The following is a 19,337-nucleotide window of genomic DNA, read 5'->3' on the forward strand; positions in this document are numbered from 1 at the left end:
GGGGTGGTGATGGATTGCGGGAAGCCTGACGACACACCGCCGACCACCACGTTGATGCCGCCAACGCTCAGGGTTTGCACGCCGTCGAGGGCGGTGATGGTGAAGGTGCCGCTTTGGGTCAGCGCCGGAGCATCAGGGCTGCTGCCGTCGCCGAGGTTTTTCTCGTAGACGGTGAGTTCGCCGCCGTTGACGGTGAGGCCATCGATGGTCACCGGATCGTCGTTGTTGTGGATCTGCAGCACCAGCGTGGCGGTGCTGGTGTCGCCGTCCGAATCGGTGAGGGTGTAAGTGAAATTCTCGGTGCCGTTGCCGCCGCCGTGCAGCGCTTTGAAATCGGCATCGCTGGTGTTCAGGGTGTAGGTGTAGGTGCCGTTGGGATTGAGCACCAGGGTGCCGTAGGTGCCGGTGAAGGTGCCGCCAATCACCGGGCCGCTATTGGGGCCCGTGGGAATGCGGTCGGCACCCTGGGTGTCGTTTGGCAGCACGCTGCCGGTCAGGGTCAGCAGGGTTTCCGACGCGGTGTTGGCGTTGCTGTCATCGACAGCCTTGGGCACGTCGTCAGTGATGTTGACGTCGAGCGTGCCGGTGGCGGTGTCGCCGTTGCTGTCGCCGGCCACCACGGTGAACTGTTCGCTGAGAGCGTTGGCGCCGTCGCCGGCCGAATGGGTTTCGTTGCCGTTGAGGGTGTAGCTGTAACTCACCACGCCTGTGGCCGGGTTGTAACCGGTGATGGTCAGGGTGTTACCCAGTTGCGTGGTGATCGACTGCGGAAAGCCAATCGCCACGCCACCGGTGATCACGTTAATACCGCCGATGCTCAAGCTGCTCAGCCCGTCCGGCGCCGAAATGCTGAACGTGCCGTTCTGGGTCAATGCGCCCGGATTGCTCGCTGAGCCGTCGGCCAGGTTGGCTTCGTTGACGGTCAGTTCGCCACCCGCCACCGACAAGCCATCGAGCGTGACCGGGTTATTGACCGGCGTTGGTGGCGGAGCGATGACGGCCGGGGTGCCGTCGGCGTTCTGCTGGACATCGGCGTTATGGCGTTCTTCAGGGAATTCAGGAATACCGCCAAATCCAGCGGTCGGGAAGCCAATCGTCGGATCGACCTTCCCGCCCACTTCTTCAAGCATGACAAAACTGTGACCACCGCCCTGCGCACCACTGGGCGCCCCTGTGAAGCTCGGCCCGGCCGCAGTGGCTTCACCGGTTTGCGTCGGGTCAGCGCCCGCCGCGATGGCTTTTTGCAGTTGCTCGACATCGGTCAGTTGCGCTTCGCTCGGTGTGACCGCTTCTGAAGTGCCGAGGTGCGGCGACTCGTTGGCGAGGAGATGCGGGTCCATCTGCATGCTGCTGCCACGCCCGAGGGTCAGTTCCTTGCCATTTTGCAGATGGACCGCCACCGCGCCTTCGGCCCCCGTGACCAGTTGATCGCCAGCGAACAAATGATCGCCCTCGATCACCGCGCGCCGGGTACCGTCGCTCGCGACCACGAACACCTGACCAATGACTTTACTGACGATACCGATGAGCGTAGCCATGTGCATTTCCTCCGCTGCCAACCGCTGTCGGCATCCTGTTTTTAGCGAAGAATGTGCTCATGGTTTGAAAGCAGGTGGCTGCGCGGATCGCCTGCAGGACGCGTTTACCTGAGTAAGCCGCTGCCCTGGCGATGTCCTCGCCCAGCGTGTCGCTCACCGGCAACATCGGCGACTGCGGGATAAACCCCTCTGCAATCAATGGCTTCGAAGGCCCAATTGCGTCGCACTTGCCCGGTGAGCGATGCGTAACGATCCTGACTCATCAAAGTGACAAAAAACCGTCACCACAACTCGTTACGCGTCCCTCCCCTCCAGCACTTCTCCGCCCTATGTCGATAAGTGGATGGAACTTTTCCTGAACCCTTTGAAAGCTCCCTAAAGCTCGTAATTCAAAGGCTTTCGTATTGAACAATGTGCTGGATTTTGCTGACGGCATAAGTTTTTTTTGGCATAAGGGTTATGAGAAAAATTTCTTAGCTATTCTCTAGAATGTTCTTAGCTCTGTTGTTACAAGGGTGAAACGGTTTTACCTATAAATGCCGTCAAATAATTGGCGACTGATAAGCACCATCAGGAATTCAGGGAGATGCACCCATGCGCGTTTTAACCCCCCTCTGCAGCGCGGTTCTGCTGGCCATGGCCTGCACTTCCGGCGCTCAAGCCATGTCGTTGACCGAGGCAATCCAGAGCACTATCGCAACCCATCCGGAACTGGCCTCGCGCGTGGATTCGCGCCTGTCCGCGGATGAACAGGTGAAAGTGGCCAAGGGGGGCTTTTATCCATCTGTTGATCTGAACGCCGCCTACGGGCGCGGGTACAGCGATAACACCAACACCCGGGCATTCGGCAATCACCACACCGAAATCCTCAACTACACCCAGTCGGAACTGCGCCTGCGGCAGATGCTGTTCGACGGTTTCAACACCGCGAACGAAGTCGAACGCACCAAAGGCGTGGTCAACTCCCGGGCCTATTACGCTCAAGGCACCGCTCAGGACCTGGCGCTGCGCACCATCGAGGTCTACCTCGAAGTGCTCAAGCGCCGCGAACTGGTGACCCTGGCTACCAACAACCTGCAAGCGCACTTGCGCGTCAACGACCAGATCGGCCTGCGCACCCAGCGTGGCGTCGGCAGCAACGCCGACTCCGATCAATCCGGCGCTCGCCGTGCACTGGCGCAAAACAACCTCGACACCGCCGAAGTCGATCTGGCGGACGCCGAGTCGAACTTCGCCGCCGTTGTCGGGCGCCTGCCCGATGAGCTCGAAACACCGCCGTCGACCCGCGGTGAACTGCCCACCTCCCTGCAAGAAGCCCAGCAGAGCATGGTGGAAAACAACCCATATCTGAAATCCGCCCAGGCTGACGTGCAATCGGCTGAGAGCCAGTACGAAGTTGCCAAGTCGCCGTTCTACCCACGCTTCGACGCCGAAGCCGCCGTGGGCGCGAACAACAACGTGCAAGGCGATGAAGGCCACGACAACGAGTGGCGCGTGGGTGTGGTGATGAACTACAACCTGTTCCGCGGTGGCAGCGACAAGGCACGCCTGGCGTCCGATGCGCACCAGATCAACCAGGCCATGGACATCCGCAACAACGCCCTGCGCCAACTCAACGAGAACATTCACCTGGCCTGGAACGCCATGGTCAATGCGAAGAAACAAACCCCGACCGCACGCGAATACGCTGAGACCAGTAAGCGAGTGCGCGTGGCGTATCAGGACCAGTTCGGTCTCGGTCAACGCACGTTGCTCGACTTGCTCGACAGTGAAAACGAGCTCTACAACGCCAACCGTCGCTACACCGAAGTGCGCTACACCGAGGAATACTCGATGTACCGCGTGCTGGCCAGTATGGGTGAATTGCTGAGCAAGCAACGGGTGGTGTTGCCCGCCGATGCGATCGCCGCTACCGAAGTGAAGAACGAAGCCCGTTTGCCTGAACTGAAGTAGCTCACTGGAGCGATCAATGTGACCAGCATGGAATCCGGCAACACCGGTGTCGATCCGCGGCTGAGCTTCGATGACCCGCTTCTGGACGGTCTGTTGATCCTCTGCAAACTCCACGGCGCGACGGTCAGTCGCGCCAGCCTGAGTGCGGGGCTACCGCTGCACAAACAGCGCCTGAGCCTGGACCTGCTGCCCCGCGCAGCGGCCCGGGCCAGTTTGCAGGCGCGACTGCTGCGCCGGGAACTGGGGGATATTTCCGCCCTCAACCTGCCGGTGATGCTGATCCTCAACAACGGCCGAACGGCCATCCTGCGACGCTTTGGTGACAACGGTCAGGTGCTGATCCTGCCCAGCGAAGCCGACGGTGGCGAACAATGGGTCAGCCGTGAAGAGCTGGCCGAAAATTACAGTGGCCAGGCCTTGTTTGCCCGGCCACGCCATGAACTCGAAGACTTGCGCTCGCCCCTGGTGCCGCGCGTCGAAGCGTGGTTTCGCGACACGCTGAAACTGTCGAAGTGGCTGTACAGCGATGCGATCCTGGCGAGTTTCCTGATCAACCTGCTCGGGTTAATGGTCCCTCTGTTCGTCATGCAGACCTACGACCGGGTGGTGCCAAACCAGGCCACCTCGACCTTGTGGGTGCTGTCGATCGGCCTGCTGATCGGCACCGGCTTCGAACTGGTGTTGCGCGTTGTGCGCGCCCATTTGCTGGACACCGCCGGCAAGAAAACCGACGTGATCCTGTCAGCGACCTTGTTCGAGCGCATCACTGGCATGTCGATGAAAGCCCGCCCGGCGACCATCGGCGGCTTTGCCCAAAGCATTCATGACTTCCAGGGCCTGCGCGAGTTTCTCACCGCGGTCACCCTGACCAGCCTGATCGACCTGCCCTTCGCCGTGTTGATGCTGGTGGTGATCGGTTTGCTCGGCGGCTGGCTGGTGGTGATTCCGCTGCTGGCGTTCCCCATCACGATCATTTTCGCGATGATGATCCAGGTGCGCCTGCGCGACACCGTGCAAAAAAGCCTGAGCCTGGGCGCCGAACGCCAGGCCTTGCTGATCGAAACCCTCGGCGGCCTGGAAACCCTCAAGGCCTGTAGCGCCGAAAGCGAGCGCCAGCACAAATGGGAAAGCACCCACGGCGCCCTCACCCGCCTCGACAGCCATGCGCGCAACCTCTCGGCGCTGGCCACCAACGGCACCTTGTTCATCCAGCAGTTCTCCGGCATGGCAACGATTGTCGCCGGGGTCTACAGCATCATCGCCGGCAACCTCAGCGTCGGGGCGCTGGTGGCGACCTACATGCTCGGCAGCCGCGTACTCGCGCCGCTGGGGCAGATTGCCGGGCTGATCACCCGCTACCAGCAAGCGCAGCTGACTATGAAAAGCACCGATGCGCTGATGGGCCTGCCGCAGGAGCGCGACGCCAAACAGCGGCCGCTGGAACGCACACAACTGCAAGGCGCGATCGAAGTCAGCGGCGTGACCTTCCATTACAACGGCCAGAACGCGCCAGCGCTGTCCAACGTCAGTTTCAGCATGAAGCCGGGCGAACGCATCGGCATCATCGGACGCAGCGGTTCGGGCAAAAGCACCCTCGCGCGTCTGGTCATGGGGTTCTACGCACCGGAAGAGGGCCAGTTGCTGCTTGACGGCCTGGACCTGCGGCAACTGGACGTCGCCGACCTGCGCCAACAGATCGGTTACGTCGCCCATGACCTGCCCTTGCTGGCCGGCAGCCTGCGCGACAACCTGACACTCGGCGCCCGCTACATCAGCGATTCACGGATGCTCGAAGTGGCCGAGTTGACCGGCGTCACCGAACTCGCCCGCCAGCATCCGCAAGGGTTTGATCGCCCGGTCGGCGAACGCGGGCAATTGCTGTCCGGAGGACAGCGTCAGGCGGTGTTGCTGGCACGGGCCCTGTTGCTCGACCCGCCGATCATGCTGCTCGACGAACCGACCAGCGCCATGGACAACAGCAGTGAAGATGTTCTGCGGCAGAAGCTCCACACCTGGGTCGAGGGCAAGACCTTGTTGCTGGTGACGCACCGCACCTCGATGCTCAGCCTGGTGGATCGACTGGTGGTGCTGGATAACGGACGGATCGTCGCTGACGGTCCCAAAGAAGCGGTCATCGATGCACTGCGCAAGGGCCGCGTCGGCTCTGCGGCTGTCTAGGAGCTACCCATGGCCCGTTCATCGTCCGACACCTCCAAGGACCGCGGCTACTTCGGCAGCTTCGGCAAAACCGCCGAGAGCGAGTTCATGCCGGAAACGGCCGGTGCCTCGTTGCAGGATTCCCCGCGCTGGTCGCGCATTACCGTGTGGCTGGCTGCCGGGCTGATTATCAGCGCGGTGGTGTGGGCCAAGTTCGCGGTGCTTCAGGAAGTCACCATGGGCGAAGGCAAGGCGATTCCGTCGAGCAAGGTCCAGGTGATCCAGAACCTGGAGGGCGGCATCGTCACCGAGATCTTCGTGCGCGAAGGGCAAATGGTGAACAAGGGCGATACCTTGTTGCGCCTGGATGACACGCGATTTCTGTCGAACAAAGGCGAAAGCGAAGCGGATCGTTATGCACTGACCGCGCAGGTTGAACGCCTGTCGGCGGAAGCGGAAGGACGCCCCTTCAAACTGTCAGAAGAAGTGATCGCCAAGGCCCCGCAAGTGGCCGAAGACGAGCGCTCGCTGTACGAACAGCGCCAGCGTCGACTCGCCAGTGAGCAGCGCACGCTGAGCGAACAACTTCGGCAAAAAACCCAGGAACTGGCAGAGTTCCGCTCAAAACAGGGGCAATTCAGCTCCAGCCTGGCGTTGCTGCAACAAGAGATGAACATGTCCACGCCGCTGGTGGGCACCGGCGCGGTATCACCGGTGGAAATCCTGCGCCTCAAACGCAGTGCGGTGGAGATTCGCGGTTCATTGAACGCAACGACACTGGCGATTCCCCGGGCGGAATCGGCGATCAACGAGATCAAGAGCAAGATTGACGAGTCGGAACAATCCTTCCGTTCCGACGCAGCGAAAGAGCTGAATGAGAAACGCACTGACCTGTCGAAAATCACGGCGTCGAGCATCGCCATCGATGACCGCGTGACGCGCACGACGGTGGTGTCGCCGGTGCACGGGATTATCAAAGTGCTGAAGGTCAACACCATCGGCGGCGTGGTCCAGCCCGGCAGTGACATGGTGGAAATCGTGCCGCTGGAAGACAACCTGTTGATCGAGGCCAAGGTGCGGCCGCAGGACGTGGCGTTCCTGCATCCGGGGCAGAAAGCGATGGTGAAGTTCAGTGCGTATGACTACACGATTTATGGCGGATTGAGCGCCAAGCTCGAACTGATCGGCGCCGACACCATCACCGATGACAAGGGCAACAGCTTTTATCTGATTCAGGTGCGCACGGATAAAAACCACTTGGGCGGGGATGTGAAACCGCTGCTGATCATTCCGGGGATGGTGGCGACGGTGGACATTATTACGGGTGAGAAGAGCGTGCTGGATTACCTGCTCAAACCGGTGTTGAAGGCCCGGACTGAGGCGATGCGCGAGCGGTAGTCTCTGGCTTGGGTTTGCGGTGACTGTTTCACCGCCAGCGCGAGCAAGCTCGCTCCCACACTGGATCTGTGTCGTTCACAAATCCCCTGTGGGAGCGAGCTTGCTCGCGATGAGGCCCTTAAATTCAGCGATCATTTCGGCCCATGATTACGCTGGAACGTCTCCTCCCCCATCGCCGCAATCTGCCCCTCGATCAACGCCTCGAACGGTTTCAACAACGGCTCAAACGAGCCCGGCGCTTCCAGCGTTTGCAGCGCCTGAACAATTGCCTCCACCGTCGACAATGCCCCCGGCCCCGGTGCCTTGCGCAGTCGGTATCGTGACACTCCACCCTCCGCCAACGTCACCCTCGGCAACGCCGCCAACAGCGGATTGAGGTGCAGCATCTTGCGCGCCTTGCGCCAGGTGCCGTCCGGAACCACCAGCAATAGCGGCTCGTCAGTCGCCGTATACGTTTGCATCGGCTGCGCGTGCTCACCCGGAAACAACAACCGTGCCTGATAACCCGGTTGATTCAACAACGCCGGCAAATCTTCGAACACCTCGCCGACAATCAGCTCGGCATTGTTCAAGCCCAACGCTGCCAACCGGGCCGTGTTGAGCGCGTGATTCACTTCGCTCGGATGCTGTAACAGCAGCACCCGAGTGCGGCTGTCGAGGCTCGGGATCAGCGCGCACAAACAATGAGTTTGCGGACGCAGGCAACGGGGACACTGGATTCTGGACATCGATCAAGCCTGATTCAGTTGTGCTTTGAGCAAATCGCGGAAGGTCTGGATCAGCGGTTCGCGGCTGCGGCCACGGCGCACGATCATCGAGAACGGCGCCTGATAACCAAAGGTCGCCGGCAGCAACACACGCAAATCGCCCTTGTCCGCCCAGGCCTGGGCGTAGTGTTCCGGCAGGTAGCCGATGTAGGCACCGGACAGCACCAGGATCAGCTGCGCTTCCATACTCTCCACCGTGGCCGCGCTGTGTTTGAAACCGTGTCGCGCCAGTTCCGCCTGGCTCCAGTAACCCCGGCCGACCATGCGTTGCTGGGTGATGACTTGCTCGGGGATACGCCGCTCGGTGAACAGCGGATGACGGCTGCTGCAATACAGCCAGTGCTGTTCGCGGTAGAGCGGCATGTAGACCAGGCCGCTCATGCGCGTGGAGAACGCGCCGATGGCGAGGTCGAGGCGATTGTCCTGCACGCCGAGTTGCAATTCGTAAGGGCTCATCACCGACAAATGCAAATGCACGGCCGGGTGTTCCTGGCTGTAGGCGCCGATGGCTTCGGCGAAGGGCAACGCTTTGTCACTGACGGTGGAGTCGATCACGCCGAGGTTCAGGGTGCCGCGCAACTCGCCCTTGAGGGCGGCGGCGTATTGCTCGAAGCCTTCGAGCTCGCCCAACAGACGCAGGGTTTCCTGATGGAACAGTTCGCCTTTGCTGGTCAGGCTGAACCCACCGCGACCGCGATGGCACAGCACCAGGCCCAGGGCCGCTTCGAGCTGGCTCATGTAGGTGCTGATGGCCGACGTCGAGAGGTTGAGCTCTTGCTGGGCGTTGGCGAAGCCCTGATGGCGGACCACGCTGACGAAGATGCGCAATAGTTTCAGGTCGGGTAAAGCGTTGGCCATGGGGCACTCCAGCAAAAACACAGACAGGCATTGACCCCGTATCAGCTGACGAGCACCGCGAGGCTGCGTTTGGCGGCGAACGCAGCCTCGCGGTGCTCGTCAGCGGCTACGGGGCTTTGCGAGTCTATCGCCACCAGAACCATTAGTTTAGAAAAATCTGAACTAAGTATTTGCCCGTAGCGATTCTTCCCGGCCACTACATTTCGCAGAATCGGCCTCCAACGGTGCCTGTGTCTGTCCTGACCTGTGCAACCGACATAAATAAAACAACGACGATGAGGCCCTACCCGTGGACAAGATTCTTCACCAACCACTGGGCGGTAATGAAATGCCGCGCTTCGGCGGCATCGCCACCATGATGCGACTCCCCCACCTGGATACCGCAGCCGGCCTGGACGCTGCCTTCGTTGGCGTGCCACTGGACATCGGTACCTCGCTGCGCCCCGGCACCCGCTTCGGGCCTCGCGAAATCCGCGCTGAATCGGTCATGATCCGCCCATACAACATGGCGACCGGCGCGGCGCCGTTCGATTCGCTGTCGGTGGCTGACATCGGCGACATCGCGATCAACACGTTCAACCTGCTGGACGCGGTACGGATCATCGAAGAGTCCTACCACAAGATCCTCGAACACGATGTGATCCCCCTGACCCTGGGCGGCGACCACACCATCACCCTGCCTATCCTGCGTGCCATCCATAAAAAGCACGGCAAGATCGGCCTGGTGCACATCGACGCTCACGCTGACGTGAACGATCACATGTTCGGCGAGAAAATCGCCCACGGCACCACCTTCCGTCGCGCCGTCGAAGAAGGCCTTCTGGATTGCGACCGCGTGGTGCAAATTGGCCTGCGCGCTCAGGGCTACACCGCTGACGACTTCAACTGGAGCCGTAACCAGGGCTTCCGTGTGGTTCAGGCCGAAGAGTGCTGGCACAAATCCCTGGCCCCATTGATGGCCGAAGTTCGCGAGAAAGTCGGCGGCGGTCCGGTGTACCTGAGTTTCGACATCGACGGCATCGACCCAGCCTGGGCACCTGGCACCGGCACCCCGGAAATCGGTGGTCTGACGACCATTCAGGCAATTGAAATCGTTCGCGGCTGCCAAGGCCTCGACCTGGTCGGGTGCGATCTGGTAGAAGTCTCGCCCGCTTATGACACCACCGGCAACACCTCGCTGCTGGCCGCCAACCTGCTGTACGAAATGCTCTGCGTACTGCCTGGCGTGGTCCACCGCTGAGGATTGGTCATGAACGAACGTGATCAGGTGCTGAAAGCCGCCGCCGATCTGGTGTCCGCTTTCGCCCGTAACGATCGCGAAGCCTACTTCGGTGCGTTCAGCACCGATGCCAGCTTCGTCTTCTACACCCTCGAGCAGCCTTTGCTGTCGCGCGATGCCTATCAGGCGTTGTGGGACACCTGGCGCTCGGAGGATGGCTTCGAGGTGCTTTCGTGCACCTCGAGCAACGCCTTCGTCAGCCTGCAGGGTGACGTGGCGATTTTCATCCATGACGTGGCCACCGAGCTGCGCATGCAAGGGGAGCAACACTTCAGCCAGGAGCGCGAGACGATTGTTTTCAAAAAACAAGCGTCTGGCCAAGAACAACAAGGCCTATGGCTGGCCTGCCACGAACATTTGTCCGCGATGCCGGAAGGGCTGCCAACCCCTTAGCCAAACAGGTGACGCTCACGCACGATGAGCGCGCCTTTATGATCGGAGCTGATCATGAATAAAAACAACAACGACCAAAGCCTTACGCACATTGAAACCTACGGGGTCGAACAGATCCCCGACAGCGAACGCACCGCAGGCCCGACGGATTTGTTCCGGATGATCTTCGGTGGTTCCAACACCTTTGCCACCGCCGTGCTCGGCAGTTTCCCGGTGCTGTTCGGCCTGTCGTTTCAGGCCGGTGTGCTGGCGATTGTGCTGGGCGTGCTGCTGGGCTCGCTGATCCTTGCACCCATGGGCCTGTTCGGTCCGATCAACGGCACCAACAACGCCGTGTCGTCGGGTGCGCACTTCGGCGTGCACGGGCGGATCGTCGGTTCGTTCCTCTCGCTGTTGACCGCCATCGCGTTCTTCTCGCTCTCGGTATGGAGTTCGGGTGATGCGCTGATCGGTGGCGCCAAGCGCCTGATCGGCCTGCCGGAAACCGACCTGACCCTGGGCCTGGCCTACGGCCTGTTCGCGATTCTGGTGCTGACCGTTTGCATCTATGGCTTCCGTTTCCTGCTGTGGGTCAACAAGATCGCGGTGTGGAGCGCCAGCCTGCTGTTCCTGCTGGGTGTCTTCGCCTTCGCCGGTCCTTTCGATGTGAACTACGCCGGCACCGTCAGCATGGGTCAGCCAGGTTTCTGGGCCGCGTTTATTGGTGCTGCACTGGTAGCGATGAGCAACCCGATTTCCTTCGGTGCGTTTCTCGGTGACTGGTCGCGCTACATCCCGCGTGACACACCAAAAGGCCGGATCATGGCCGCAGTGGTGATCTCGCAGATCGCCACCTTCATCCCGTTCCTGTTTGGCCTGGCCACCGCGACCATCGTGGCGATCAAGGCACCGGACTACATCGCCGCCAACAACTATGTCGGCGGCTTGCTGGCTGTCTCGCCGAGCTGGTTCTTCCTGCCGGTGTGCCTGATTGCAGTGATCGGCGGCATGTCCACCGGCACCACGTCGCTGTATGGCACCGGGCTGGATATGTCCAGCGTGTTCCCTCGCGTGCTGTCGCGGGTCAAGGCCACGCTGCTGATCGGTGTGATGTCGATTGCCTTCATCTTCATCGGGCGCTTTGCGGCGAACCTGGTGCAGAGCGTGTCGACCTTCGCCGTGCTGATCATCACCTGCACCACTCCATGGATGGTGATCATGATCATCGGCCTGGTGGTGCGTCGCGGCTTCTATTGCCCGGATGACCTGCAAGTGTTCACCCGCGGCGAGAAAGGTGGCCGCTACTGGTTCACCCACGGCTGGAACTGGCGTGGCCTGGGTGCCTGGATCCCGAGCGCGGCCATCGGCCTGTGCTTCGTGAACCTGCCGGGGCAGTTTGTCGGACCATTGGGCGAAATGGCCGGCGGTATCGACATCAGCCTGCCGGTCACCCTGGGCCTGGCCTCGCTGGTGTACCTGGCGCTGCTGAGCCTGTTCCCGGAAACAGCCGCGGTGTTTGGCCCGAATGATTCACGCAGCAAGGGCAGCCACACCATGGCAAAGCCTGAACTCCGTCAGCCCGCCTGACACTGATCCAACTGTGGGAGCGAGCCTGCTCGCGATGACGGCAGCACATCCAACATTGATGTGACTGCAAGACCGCTATCGCGAGCAGGCTCACTCCCACAGAGGGATGCCCTACAGAAATACTTTTGCTTCACCATAAAAAAGACAATCGGAGACACGCCACAATGGCTTTGGATTTATTCGTCGTACTCATCTACGCCGCCGCGATGCTGATACTCGGCTACTACGGCATGCGCAAGGCCAAGACCAACGAAGACTTTTTGGTCGCCGGTCGCAACCTCGGCCCGAGCCTGTACATGGGCACCATGGCCGCCACCGTTCTGGGTGGCGCGTCCACCGTCGGCACCGTGCGTCTGGGCTACGTCCATGGCATTTCCGGTTTCTGGCTCTGCGCGGCCCTCGGTTGCGGGATCGTGGCGCTGAACCTGTTCCTCGCCAAACCGCTGTTGAAGCTGAAGATCTACACCGTTACCCAGGTCCTGGAAAAACGCTACAACCCGATGGCCCGCTCCGCGAGCGCGGTGATCATGCTGGCGTACGCGCTGATGATCGGCGTGGTTTCGATCCTCGCCATCGGCACCGTCCTGCAAGTGCTGTTCGACCTGCCGTTCTGGGTCTCGGTACTGGTCGGCGGTGGCGTGGTAGTGATCTACTCGGCGATCGGCGGCATGTGGTCCCTGACCCTGACCGACATCGTCCAGTTCGTGATCAAGACCGTCGGCCTGATGTTCATCCTGTTGCCAATCTGCCTGTACCGCGTTGGCGGCTGGGATGAGTTGGTATTGAAACTGCCGGCCACGGCCTTCAGCTTCACCACGATTGGCTGGGACACCATCATCACCTACTTCATGATCTACTTCTTCGGGATCCTGATTGGCCAGGACATCTGGCAGCGGGTGTTCACCGTCAAGAGCGCCAAGGTGGCTCAAGTCGCCGGTACGTTCGCAGGCGTCTACTGCATCCTTTACGGCCTGGCCTGCGCCCTGATCGGCATGGCCGCTCACGTGCTGATCCCGGACCTGGACAACGTCAACAACGCCTTCGCCGCCATCGTCAAACTGTCCCTGCCGGACGGCATCCGTGGCCTGGTGATTGCTGCTGCCCTGGCGGCCATGATGTCCACCGCCAGCGCCGGCCTGCTCGCCGCTGCCACCACCCTGACCGAAGACCTGCTGCCAAAACTGCGCGGCGGTAAACACTCGAGCCTGGGCATGAACCGCCTGTTCACCCTGTTGACCGGCCTTGTCGTACTCGGCATCGCTCTGGTCGTGAACGACGTGATCAGCGCCCTGACCCTGGCGTACAACCTGCTGGTAGGTGGCATGCTGATCCCGCTGATCGGCGCGATTTTCTGGAAACGCGCCACCACCGCCGGCGCAATCGCCAGCATGGGCATGGGCTTCGCCACCGCGCTGGTGTTCATGTTCAAGGACGGTCTGGATGCCAACTCGCCGATCTACTACAGCCTCGCCGTAGGTCTGGTGGCGTTCGTGGTGGTGAGCTTGATGTCCCGCCGCCCGGCAGTGCTGGCCAGCGCCGCCTAAGCTGAACATAACGACTTGATGCTTTCTTCGACGGGTGTGGCGTCGGTTGCCACACCCGTTTTTTTTCGTCTGAAGGAAACTGCTTATGAAGATCGTCAGCCGCGATCAGTGGTTCGAAGTCAAACAGCTCAGCGACGGCATTCGCCTGATTCACGAGCCGTACATTCGACCTTTCTATCGCTGCAACCTCTGGCACGTTCAGGGCCGCGACAAGGACCTGCTGCTGGACAGCGGCTCGGGACTGGTCAGCCTGCGCGAGCAATTGCCGTGGATCACTGAACGGCCGCTGGTGGCGGTGGCGAGTCATTGCCATTTCGACCACATCGCCGGGCATCACGAGTTTCCTGAACGGCTGGTGCACCCGGCTGAGGCCGACATCCTCGCCGCACCGGACGGCGACAACGATTTGAGCAAGGCCTTTGTCGGCGACGACATGTTCGAGGCTCACCCCGATTGCCCGCTGTGCTACGCCGAATACCGGGTCAAGGCTGCGCCGGCCACCGGCATGATTGAAGAAGGTGATGTGCTGGATTTGGGTGACCGCGTGCTGCAGGTACTGCACACACCGGGGCATTCACCGGGCGGCATCAGCCTGTATGAAGCGGCGACGGAGACGCTGTTCAGCGGCGACATCATCTATGACGGACCGCTGATCGAAGACGCTTACCACTCCAACCTCGATGCCTACGCCCGCAGCTTGCAACGCTTGCGTGCCTTGCCGATCCGCACAGTGCATGGCGGGCATTTCGGCAGTTTTTCCGGTGAGCATTTGCGCACGATGATTGACGAGTGGCAGCGCTCACACGGCTGAAGCCTGCTGTACTCAAGCGCAGGGACAACAACAATAACGCCCTCCAAGAGCAACCATGAAAAGAGCTGCCGTTCGCCTCGCCGTCCATCAGTTCATCAGCCGCTTGCTGGAGGGCCGCGATGACTTCAGCGACGACGCCAGTCTGGTGGAGTTGGGATTGGATAAAGCGGACATTGAAGACCTGATCTTCCATCTGGAAGATGAACTGGGGTTGACGGCGTTTACGGCGGAAGAAGACCGGATGCTCAAGACCGCCAGGACGGCGAATGATTTGAGTCGGTTTTTGCTGGAGATCGGGCGGCATTGAGTGTGCCCGGTCTCTGAAATTCAGCTGGCCCCTGTAGCAGCTACCGAGCACCGCGAGGCTGCGTTCGGCGCGAGTCGCGTTCGGACGGAGCCGTCGGTGGAGTCAGGTTTCGACGTGAGTCAGGTAGATCGTGCATGCAGGATTTACGGCTGCTGCGCAGCCGAACGCTGCCTCGCGGTGCTCGACAGCTGCTACATGCGGCGCGATTACCGGCGGCGCGGCTGGCGTCGGCGCTGTTCGTCGTCCGTCCGAATAGGCACAGGTTGCAGAGGCGGTTCGATCAAACCGAGTGCAACACCCAAGTCGTGCAGCCAGTTTTGGATTTTCTCTTTCATGGTGCCCCCTTCAGGGTAGTGCCGAGCGACCGGAATTCTGAGGCCGCTTCGCACTGATAATAGTCCGAAGTCCTACGCAATGCTCATCAAAAGTCGCAATGATCTGTTACTGAATTGAACAAAATACCTGACCGTTCGTTCAGGCAATCGCCTGGGCTTCAACCGGCGCCCACGGATAGACCGTTCGCTGCTGCTCGATCCACGCATTCAAATTGGCCCCGACCATGCCCTTGCGCCACATCAGCCACGTCGTCGCGCGGGCGAACGGCTCGGCCAGCGGGTGCGCCGCGACACTCTCACGGCCCGGCAGGCTGGCAAGCATCGACTCCGACATCAACGCCACGCCTGAGCCGGCAATCACGCATGCAAGCATTCCTGGATAGGATTCGATCTCCATCGCCCGGCCCATCGCTGCATGGTCGTGGGCGAACCAGGCCTCCAGGCGCATGCGGTAGGAACAGCCCTGGCGGAACGTGAACACCGAGCGCCCTTCCACATCCAGCGCGCTGCGCACCGGCGGGTGATCGGCCTCCGTGATCAGCACCAGCCGTTCGTCGCACAAGGGCACGCCGTCCAGCCCCGCGAGCTCCAGTGGGCCGTCCACCAGCGCCGCATCCAGCCGGCCGGTGAGCAGGCCTTCAAGCAACTCACCGCTCGGCCCGGATTGCACTTGCAGGTTTACCGCCGGGTACGTGCGGTGATAACCCGCCAACAATGGCGGCAGATGAATCGCCGCCGTGCTGTACATGGTGCCGAGCACAAAGTCCCCGGCCGGTTGCCCACCCTGCACGGCAGCACTGGCTTCGTCATGCAGGGCGAACAGCTTGGCGGTGTAGTCCAGCAGGACTTTTCCTGCAGGCGACAACTGCAAACGCTGACGCTCGCGGACGAACAGTTCTACGCCGAGTTGCTCCTCGAGTTGTTTGAGACGCGTCGACAGGTTGGACGGCACTCGATGCAATCGCTCGGCGGCACGGGTGATCGAACCCTCCTGCGCCACGGCCTGGAAGATCCGCAATTGGCTGAACTCCACGATCTTCTCCAAATCAGAACAAGTTACTCACTATTATTCATTTTAAAAGAAAGTCAATCAGTCCTAGCCTGACGGTCATTGATCCTTTGCCGGAACTCAGACCATGTCTCCGCTGATTCGCTTAACCGCCAGTTTTATCGCCCTGATGATGGCCATGGGCATCGGGCGCTTCGCCCTCACCCCGCAAATGCCGCACTTGCTCAGCGAAGGTCAGATCGACCTGACCGCAGCGGGCCTGATTGCCGCCGCCAATTACCTGGGCTACTTCGTCGGCGCATTGGATGCGATGTTCTCGCGCAAGCCGGCGCAAGTCCGTCAGCGCTTGCTGGGCGGGTTGTGGCTGTGTGTGCTGCTGACCCTGGCGTCGTTCTGGGCCAACGGGTTCTGGTCGCATCTGCTGCTGCGTTTCGGCACCGGCGTGGCCAGCGCCTGGGTGCTGGTGATGATCACCGCGCTGAGCCAGCCATTAGCGGCCGCAGCCGGTCGTCCACGGCTGGGCGCATTGGTGTTTGCCGGACCGGGCCTGGGGATTTTTCTAACGGGTTTGTTGGCTTTAGGGTCGAACTTGCTGGGGCAGACCTCCGCGACGCTGTGGCTGGTGTATGCCGGCGTAGCGCTGGTGATGCTGCTGGGGATTCTGCCGTTCCTGCCACAACCTGCGGAAACGGTGGCGGCTGCGCCCGCCGCCGCCACATCGAACAATCAGGGCATCGCTCGATTGGGCGTGATCTATGGCTTGTACGGTCTGGGTTACATCATCCCCGCCACATTCCTCTCACAAATGGCCAACGCGCAGTTTCATGGGCAATGGCAGGCTGACCTGTTCTGGCCGTGCTTCGGCCTGGCGTCGGCTGTCGGAGTGTTGCTGGTGAGCCTGCGTCGACAATCCCCGAATGGCACACGCCATTGGCTGATGATCACGTTGTGGCTGCAAGCTGTCGGGGTCTTCGCGTGCCTGTTGGGCAGCGGAACGGGTCTGGCGTTGGGCGTGCTGCTGTGTGGCACGCCATTCCTGGCCTGCATGCAACTGGTGATGCAACGCTCCCGCGAACTGGCGCCCCACGCCACCCAGCGCAACGCCGGGCTGCTGACCGCATGCTTCGCCGTGGGACAGCTCAGTGGGCCGTTGCTGGCCGCCCTGAGCAGCCATTTCAGTGGCGGTTTGCAGCCCGCGCTGGTGGTTGCCGGCAGCGGATTACTGATCGCCGGCGGCCTGTTGCTGCGCCCGCTCAGTACTGCCCGAGGGCTTTGCGCAAACGACGGCGCACCCACTGCTCAGCGCTGACAAAAGTGATCCCGAGCAAGACCAGCACAGCACCGATGACGAAGTTGAGGCTTAACGCCTCGCCCAATAACACCACGCCGAACGTGACGCCGAACAGCGGCGTCATGAACGAAAACACCGCCAGGTTCGCCGCCAGATAACGCCGCAACAGCCAGAACCAGGTCAGGTAACTGAAGAACGACACCACCACCCCCTGAAACAGCACGCTGGCCACCGCCACGGTGGTCAGGCTGACGTGAGTGACCTGGCCGCTGAGAATCGCGATCAGCATCAGGCCGAAGAAACCGACGATCAGTTGATAGAACAAGGTCAGCGTCACCGGCGCTTCCGACAGCCGTGAAGCGCGCACCACCACCGTGGTTGCCCCCCACGCGGCGCCGGCCAGTACGCCCAGCGCATCGCCCAGCAACATGCGGTGATCGAGGTTATCCCAGGACACGCCACCGGCAAACGCGATGGCGATCCCGACAAAGGCGAGGAAAATCCCCAGCCACTGCACCGGCCTCAAACGCTCACTCGGCAGCAACCAATGCACGCCCAGCGCGGTGAAAATCGGCGCGGTGTAGAGGAAAACCGACATGTGCGCGGCCGTCGTCAGTTGCAGGCCTTCAGAAATGAAAAAGAATTCCAGGCCAAACAGCGCGCCGGCCAGCAAACCGCCGCGCCAGGTTGCGCCGACCTGATCCCAGCCGCCTTTCCAGCAGATCAGCAAGCCGACGAGCACTGCGGACATGCCAGACCGCCCCGCCGCCTGCATGACCGGCGCGATGTCCGGTGCCGCCCACTTGATCATTACCTGCTGCACGCCCCAGATCAGGCACAACCCGATCATCACCTGCAGGGCAAACCCGTCGGCGCTACGCCGGCTGGCGCTCACTGTGACACCTCGACAACACAATCCATGGCAGAAACCCGGTAGTCAAAAAGCAAAGCCCGGCACGGGGCCGGGGCTTTTCATTACTGTTGGTGCAGGGTCAGCTTAGTTCAATGCGATCCGCATGAATGACGATCTGGCCATTCTTGTACAGCGCACCAATGGCCTTCTTGAAGTTGCCCTTGCTGACGCCAAACATACTGGTGATCACCGTCGGGTCGCTCTTGTCGCTGACCGGCAGGGAGCCGTTGTTTTCACGCAACTTGGCGAGGATCTTCGAGTTGAGGCTGGTGGCCGCTTCTTCGCCCACCGGTTGCAGGCTCAGGCTGATCTTGCCGTCGGCACGGACTTCTTTGATAAAGCCCTTCTCTTCTTTGCCGGCGCGCATGAACTTGAAGATTTCGTTCTTGTGGATCAGGCCCCAGTGCTTGTTGTTGATGATTGCCTTGAAGCCCATGTCGGTCGCTTCGGCCACCAGCAAATCAACTTCCTGGCCCGGTGTGTAGCTGGCCGGCGTCTTGTCCAGATAGCGGTCCAGACGCGCGGTCGCGGTGATGCGACGGGTGTGCTTGTCGAGGTAGACATGCACTACCACATACTCACCGGCGGTCATCTGGCGTTTTTCTTCGGAGTACGGCAGCAGCAGGTCCTTCGGCAGACCCCAATCCAGGAACACGCCGATGCTGTTGACTTCAACGACTTTCAAACTGGCGAATTCACCGACCTGAACTTTCGGCTTTTCGGTAGTTGCGATGAGTTTGTCATCGCTGTCCAGATAAACAAAAACGTTGAGCCAGTCTTCATCTTCGCTGGGAATATCTTTGGGGATATAACGATTAGGCAAGAGGATTTCACCCTCCGCCCCACCGTCCAGATATAAACCGAAGTTAGTGTGTTTAACCACTTGCAAACTGTTGTAACGCCCGACTAAAGCCATTTCAAATACCCTCATTACGTGGGCGGCATTCTACCCGGTTTTGCGGGCGACGTTCGGCGGCCGGCCGGGTGGCGGGCGAAAATACTGCGCAATCCCTGATTTTCCTGAGGGGTTGACCTGTACGGCTTCGCCACTCGTCAGCCCGACGAGGCGATTTTGTCCCCTGCCAACCCACCCGAACACGGGCCATTTTCATCAACGTTGTTAGTTAAAACAGTGTGTTAGAGACCTATTTCAGATAATACCCTGAGATAAATTCCAGCCCTGTGCGGTGTATTTTGAGGGGATATTAGCCAAGCAAT

Annotated in this window: 17 protein-coding genes; 10 read left to right on the forward strand and 7 right to left on the reverse strand. The window is 60.8% G+C overall.

Translation table 11 applies throughout. From position 1 onward, the window contains the following. Positions 1 to 1,538: retention module-containing protein (locus tag D882_RS01000000131415; protein WP_032833671.1), on the reverse strand; the 1,538-nt coding region annotated here is incomplete at its 3' end. 594 nt (positions 1,539 to 2,132) lie between these two features. Between D882_RS01000000131415 and D882_RS0125195 the strand changes: the two genes are divergently transcribed. From D882_RS0125195 to D882_RS0125205, 3 genes are read left to right on the forward strand one after another with little or no spacing between them, the layout of a single operon-like run. Next, positions 2,133 to 3,491, forward strand: coding sequence for a TolC family outer membrane protein (locus tag D882_RS0125195; RefSeq protein WP_027925804.1), 1,359 nt, complete (start codon positions 2,133 to 2,135; stop codon positions 3,489 to 3,491). 18 nt (positions 3,492 to 3,509) lie between these two features. Then, the gene (locus tag D882_RS0125200) at positions 3,510 to 5,669 is read left to right on the forward strand and encodes a type I secretion system permease/ATPase (protein ID WP_027925805.1); all 2,160 of its coding nucleotides are present in this window, start codon (positions 3,510 to 3,512) and stop codon (positions 5,667 to 5,669) included. A gap of 9 nt (positions 5,670 to 5,678) precedes the next feature. Continuing rightward, positions 5,679 to 7,046 carry an HlyD family type I secretion periplasmic adaptor subunit gene (locus tag D882_RS0125205; RefSeq protein ID WP_027925806.1) on the forward strand — a complete coding sequence of 456 codons (1,368 nt, stop codon included), beginning with the start codon at positions 5,679 to 5,681 and terminating at the stop codon, positions 7,044 to 7,046. A gap of 131 nt (positions 7,047 to 7,177) precedes the next feature. On the opposite strand, the gene D882_RS0125210 is transcribed toward D882_RS0125205, so the two are convergent. Both D882_RS0125210 and D882_RS0125215 read right to left on the reverse strand, forming a co-directional pair. Continuing rightward, positions 7,178 to 7,774 (reverse strand): tRNA-uridine aminocarboxypropyltransferase, encoded by a 597-nt coding sequence (locus tag D882_RS0125210; RefSeq protein WP_027925807.1) that lies wholly within the window; start codon positions 7,772 to 7,774, stop codon positions 7,178 to 7,180. A 3-nt stretch (positions 7,775 to 7,777) separates the two neighbouring features. Beyond that, a complete protein-coding gene (locus D882_RS0125215) occupies positions 7,778 to 8,671 on the reverse strand; it encodes a LysR family transcriptional regulator (protein ID WP_007945995.1) in 894 nt (297 codons plus the stop codon). Positions 8,672 to 8,960: 289 nt separating this feature from the next. Here D882_RS0125215 and speB point away from each other — a divergent pair, with 289 nt between their 5' ends. The 6 genes from speB to D882_RS0125245 all read left to right on the forward strand — a co-directional run bounded on the left by speB (position 8,961) and on the right by D882_RS0125245 (position 14,571). Then, positions 8,961 to 9,911 carry an agmatinase gene (gene speB / locus D882_RS0125220; RefSeq protein WP_027925808.1) on the forward strand — a complete coding sequence of 317 codons (951 nt, stop codon included), beginning with the start codon at positions 8,961 to 8,963 and terminating at the stop codon, positions 9,909 to 9,911. Positions 9,912 to 9,920: 9 nt separating this feature from the next. Next, positions 9,921 to 10,343 (forward strand): nuclear transport factor 2 family protein, encoded by a 423-nt coding sequence (locus D882_RS0125225; protein WP_027925809.1) that lies wholly within the window; start codon positions 9,921 to 9,923, stop codon positions 10,341 to 10,343. A 54-nt stretch (positions 10,344 to 10,397) separates the two neighbouring features. Next, the gene (locus D882_RS0125230) at positions 10,398 to 11,909 is read left to right on the forward strand and encodes a cytosine permease (protein ID WP_027925810.1); all 1,512 of its coding nucleotides are present in this window, start codon (positions 10,398 to 10,400) and stop codon (positions 11,907 to 11,909) included. Between the two features lie 164 nt (positions 11,910 to 12,073). Further along, a complete protein-coding gene (locus D882_RS0125235) occupies positions 12,074 to 13,453 on the forward strand; it encodes a sodium:solute symporter (protein ID WP_027925811.1) in 1,380 nt (459 codons plus the stop codon). Between the two features lie 85 nt (positions 13,454 to 13,538). Continuing rightward, positions 13,539 to 14,264 carry an MBL fold metallo-hydrolase gene (locus D882_RS0125240; protein ID WP_027925812.1) on the forward strand — a complete coding sequence of 242 codons (726 nt, stop codon included), beginning with the start codon at positions 13,539 to 13,541 and terminating at the stop codon, positions 14,262 to 14,264. A 55-nt stretch (positions 14,265 to 14,319) separates the two neighbouring features. Continuing rightward, a complete protein-coding gene (locus D882_RS0125245; RefSeq protein ID WP_027925813.1) occupies positions 14,320 to 14,571 on the forward strand; it encodes a phosphopantetheine-containing protein in 252 nt (83 codons plus the stop codon). Between the two features lie 206 nt (positions 14,572 to 14,777). Here the strand turns inward: D882_RS0125245 and D882_RS1000000133365 are convergent, their stop codons facing one another. Together D882_RS1000000133365 and D882_RS0125255 are read right to left on the reverse strand one after the other, a co-directional pair. Beyond that, positions 14,778 to 14,906: a PA1414 family protein gene (locus D882_RS1000000133365; protein ID WP_003184145.1), complete on the reverse strand. Its 129-nt coding sequence runs from the start codon at positions 14,904 to 14,906 to the stop codon at positions 14,778 to 14,780. Between the two features lie 139 nt (positions 14,907 to 15,045). After that, on the reverse strand, positions 15,046 to 15,939 hold the full coding sequence (locus tag D882_RS0125255) for a LysR family transcriptional regulator (protein ID WP_027925814.1): 894 nt from the start codon (positions 15,937 to 15,939) through the stop codon (positions 15,046 to 15,048). Positions 15,940 to 16,042: 103 nt separating this feature from the next. On the opposite strand from D882_RS0125255, the gene D882_RS0125260 reads away from it, so the two are divergent. Beyond that, the gene (locus tag D882_RS0125260) at positions 16,043 to 17,224 is read left to right on the forward strand and encodes an MFS transporter (protein WP_027925815.1); all 1,182 of its coding nucleotides are present in this window, start codon (positions 16,043 to 16,045) and stop codon (positions 17,222 to 17,224) included. On the opposite strand, the gene D882_RS0125265 is transcribed toward D882_RS0125260, so the two are convergent. Together D882_RS0125265 and D882_RS0125270 are read right to left on the reverse strand one after the other, a co-directional pair. Next, complete coding sequence (locus D882_RS0125265; RefSeq protein WP_027925816.1) at positions 17,169 to 18,101, reverse strand: DMT family transporter; 933 nt, start codon at positions 18,099 to 18,101, stop codon at positions 17,169 to 17,171. The genes D882_RS0125260 and D882_RS0125265 overlap by 56 nt on opposite strands. A 97-nt stretch (positions 18,102 to 18,198) precedes the next feature. Next, the gene (locus tag D882_RS0125270) at positions 18,199 to 19,035 is read right to left on the reverse strand and encodes a S1 RNA-binding domain-containing protein (protein ID WP_027925817.1); all 837 of its coding nucleotides are present in this window, start codon (positions 19,033 to 19,035) and stop codon (positions 18,199 to 18,201) included. Positions 19,036 to 19,337: the final 302 nt, after the last annotated feature.

This window comes from Pseudomonas sp. URMO17WK12:I12, assembly GCF_000514395.1.
GTDB lineage: Bacteria > Pseudomonadota > Gammaproteobacteria > Pseudomonadales > Pseudomonadaceae > Aquipseudomonas > Aquipseudomonas mucoides.

Excerpts from the sequence above, each read along its gene's own strand:
- D882_RS0125195 (WP_027925804.1), top strand. The coding sequence starts at position 2,133 with ATGCGCGTTTTAACCCCCCTCTGCAGCGCGGTTCTGCTGGCCATGGCC.
- D882_RS0125205 (WP_027925806.1), top strand. The coding sequence starts at position 5,679 with ATGGCCCGTTCATCGTCCGACACCTCCAAGGACCGCGGCTACTTCGGC.
- D882_RS0125210 (WP_027925807.1), bottom strand. The coding sequence starts at position 7,774 with ATGTCCAGAATCCAGTGTCCCCGTTGCCTGCGTCCGCAAACTCATTGT.
- D882_RS0125215 (WP_007945995.1), bottom strand. The coding sequence starts at position 8,671 with ATGGCCAACGCTTTACCCGACCTGAAACTATTGCGCATCTTCGTCAGC.
- D882_RS0125225 (WP_027925809.1), top strand. The coding sequence starts at position 9,921 with ATGAACGAACGTGATCAGGTGCTGAAAGCCGCCGCCGATCTGGTGTCC.
- D882_RS0125230 (WP_027925810.1), top strand. The coding sequence starts at position 10,398 with ATGAATAAAAACAACAACGACCAAAGCCTTACGCACATTGAAACCTAC.
- D882_RS0125235 (WP_027925811.1), top strand. The coding sequence starts at position 12,074 with ATGGCTTTGGATTTATTCGTCGTACTCATCTACGCCGCCGCGATGCTG.
- D882_RS0125240 (WP_027925812.1), top strand. The coding sequence starts at position 13,539 with ATGAAGATCGTCAGCCGCGATCAGTGGTTCGAAGTCAAACAGCTCAGC.
- D882_RS0125245 (WP_027925813.1), top strand. The coding sequence starts at position 14,320 with ATGAAAAGAGCTGCCGTTCGCCTCGCCGTCCATCAGTTCATCAGCCGC.
- D882_RS1000000133365 (WP_003184145.1), bottom strand. The coding sequence starts at position 14,906 with ATGAAAGAGAAAATCCAAAACTGGCTGCACGACTTGGGTGTTGCACTC.
- D882_RS0125260 (WP_027925815.1), top strand. The coding sequence starts at position 16,043 with ATGTCTCCGCTGATTCGCTTAACCGCCAGTTTTATCGCCCTGATGATG.
- D882_RS0125270 (WP_027925817.1), bottom strand. The coding sequence starts at position 19,035 with ATGGCTTTAGTCGGGCGTTACAACAGTTTGCAAGTGGTTAAACACACT.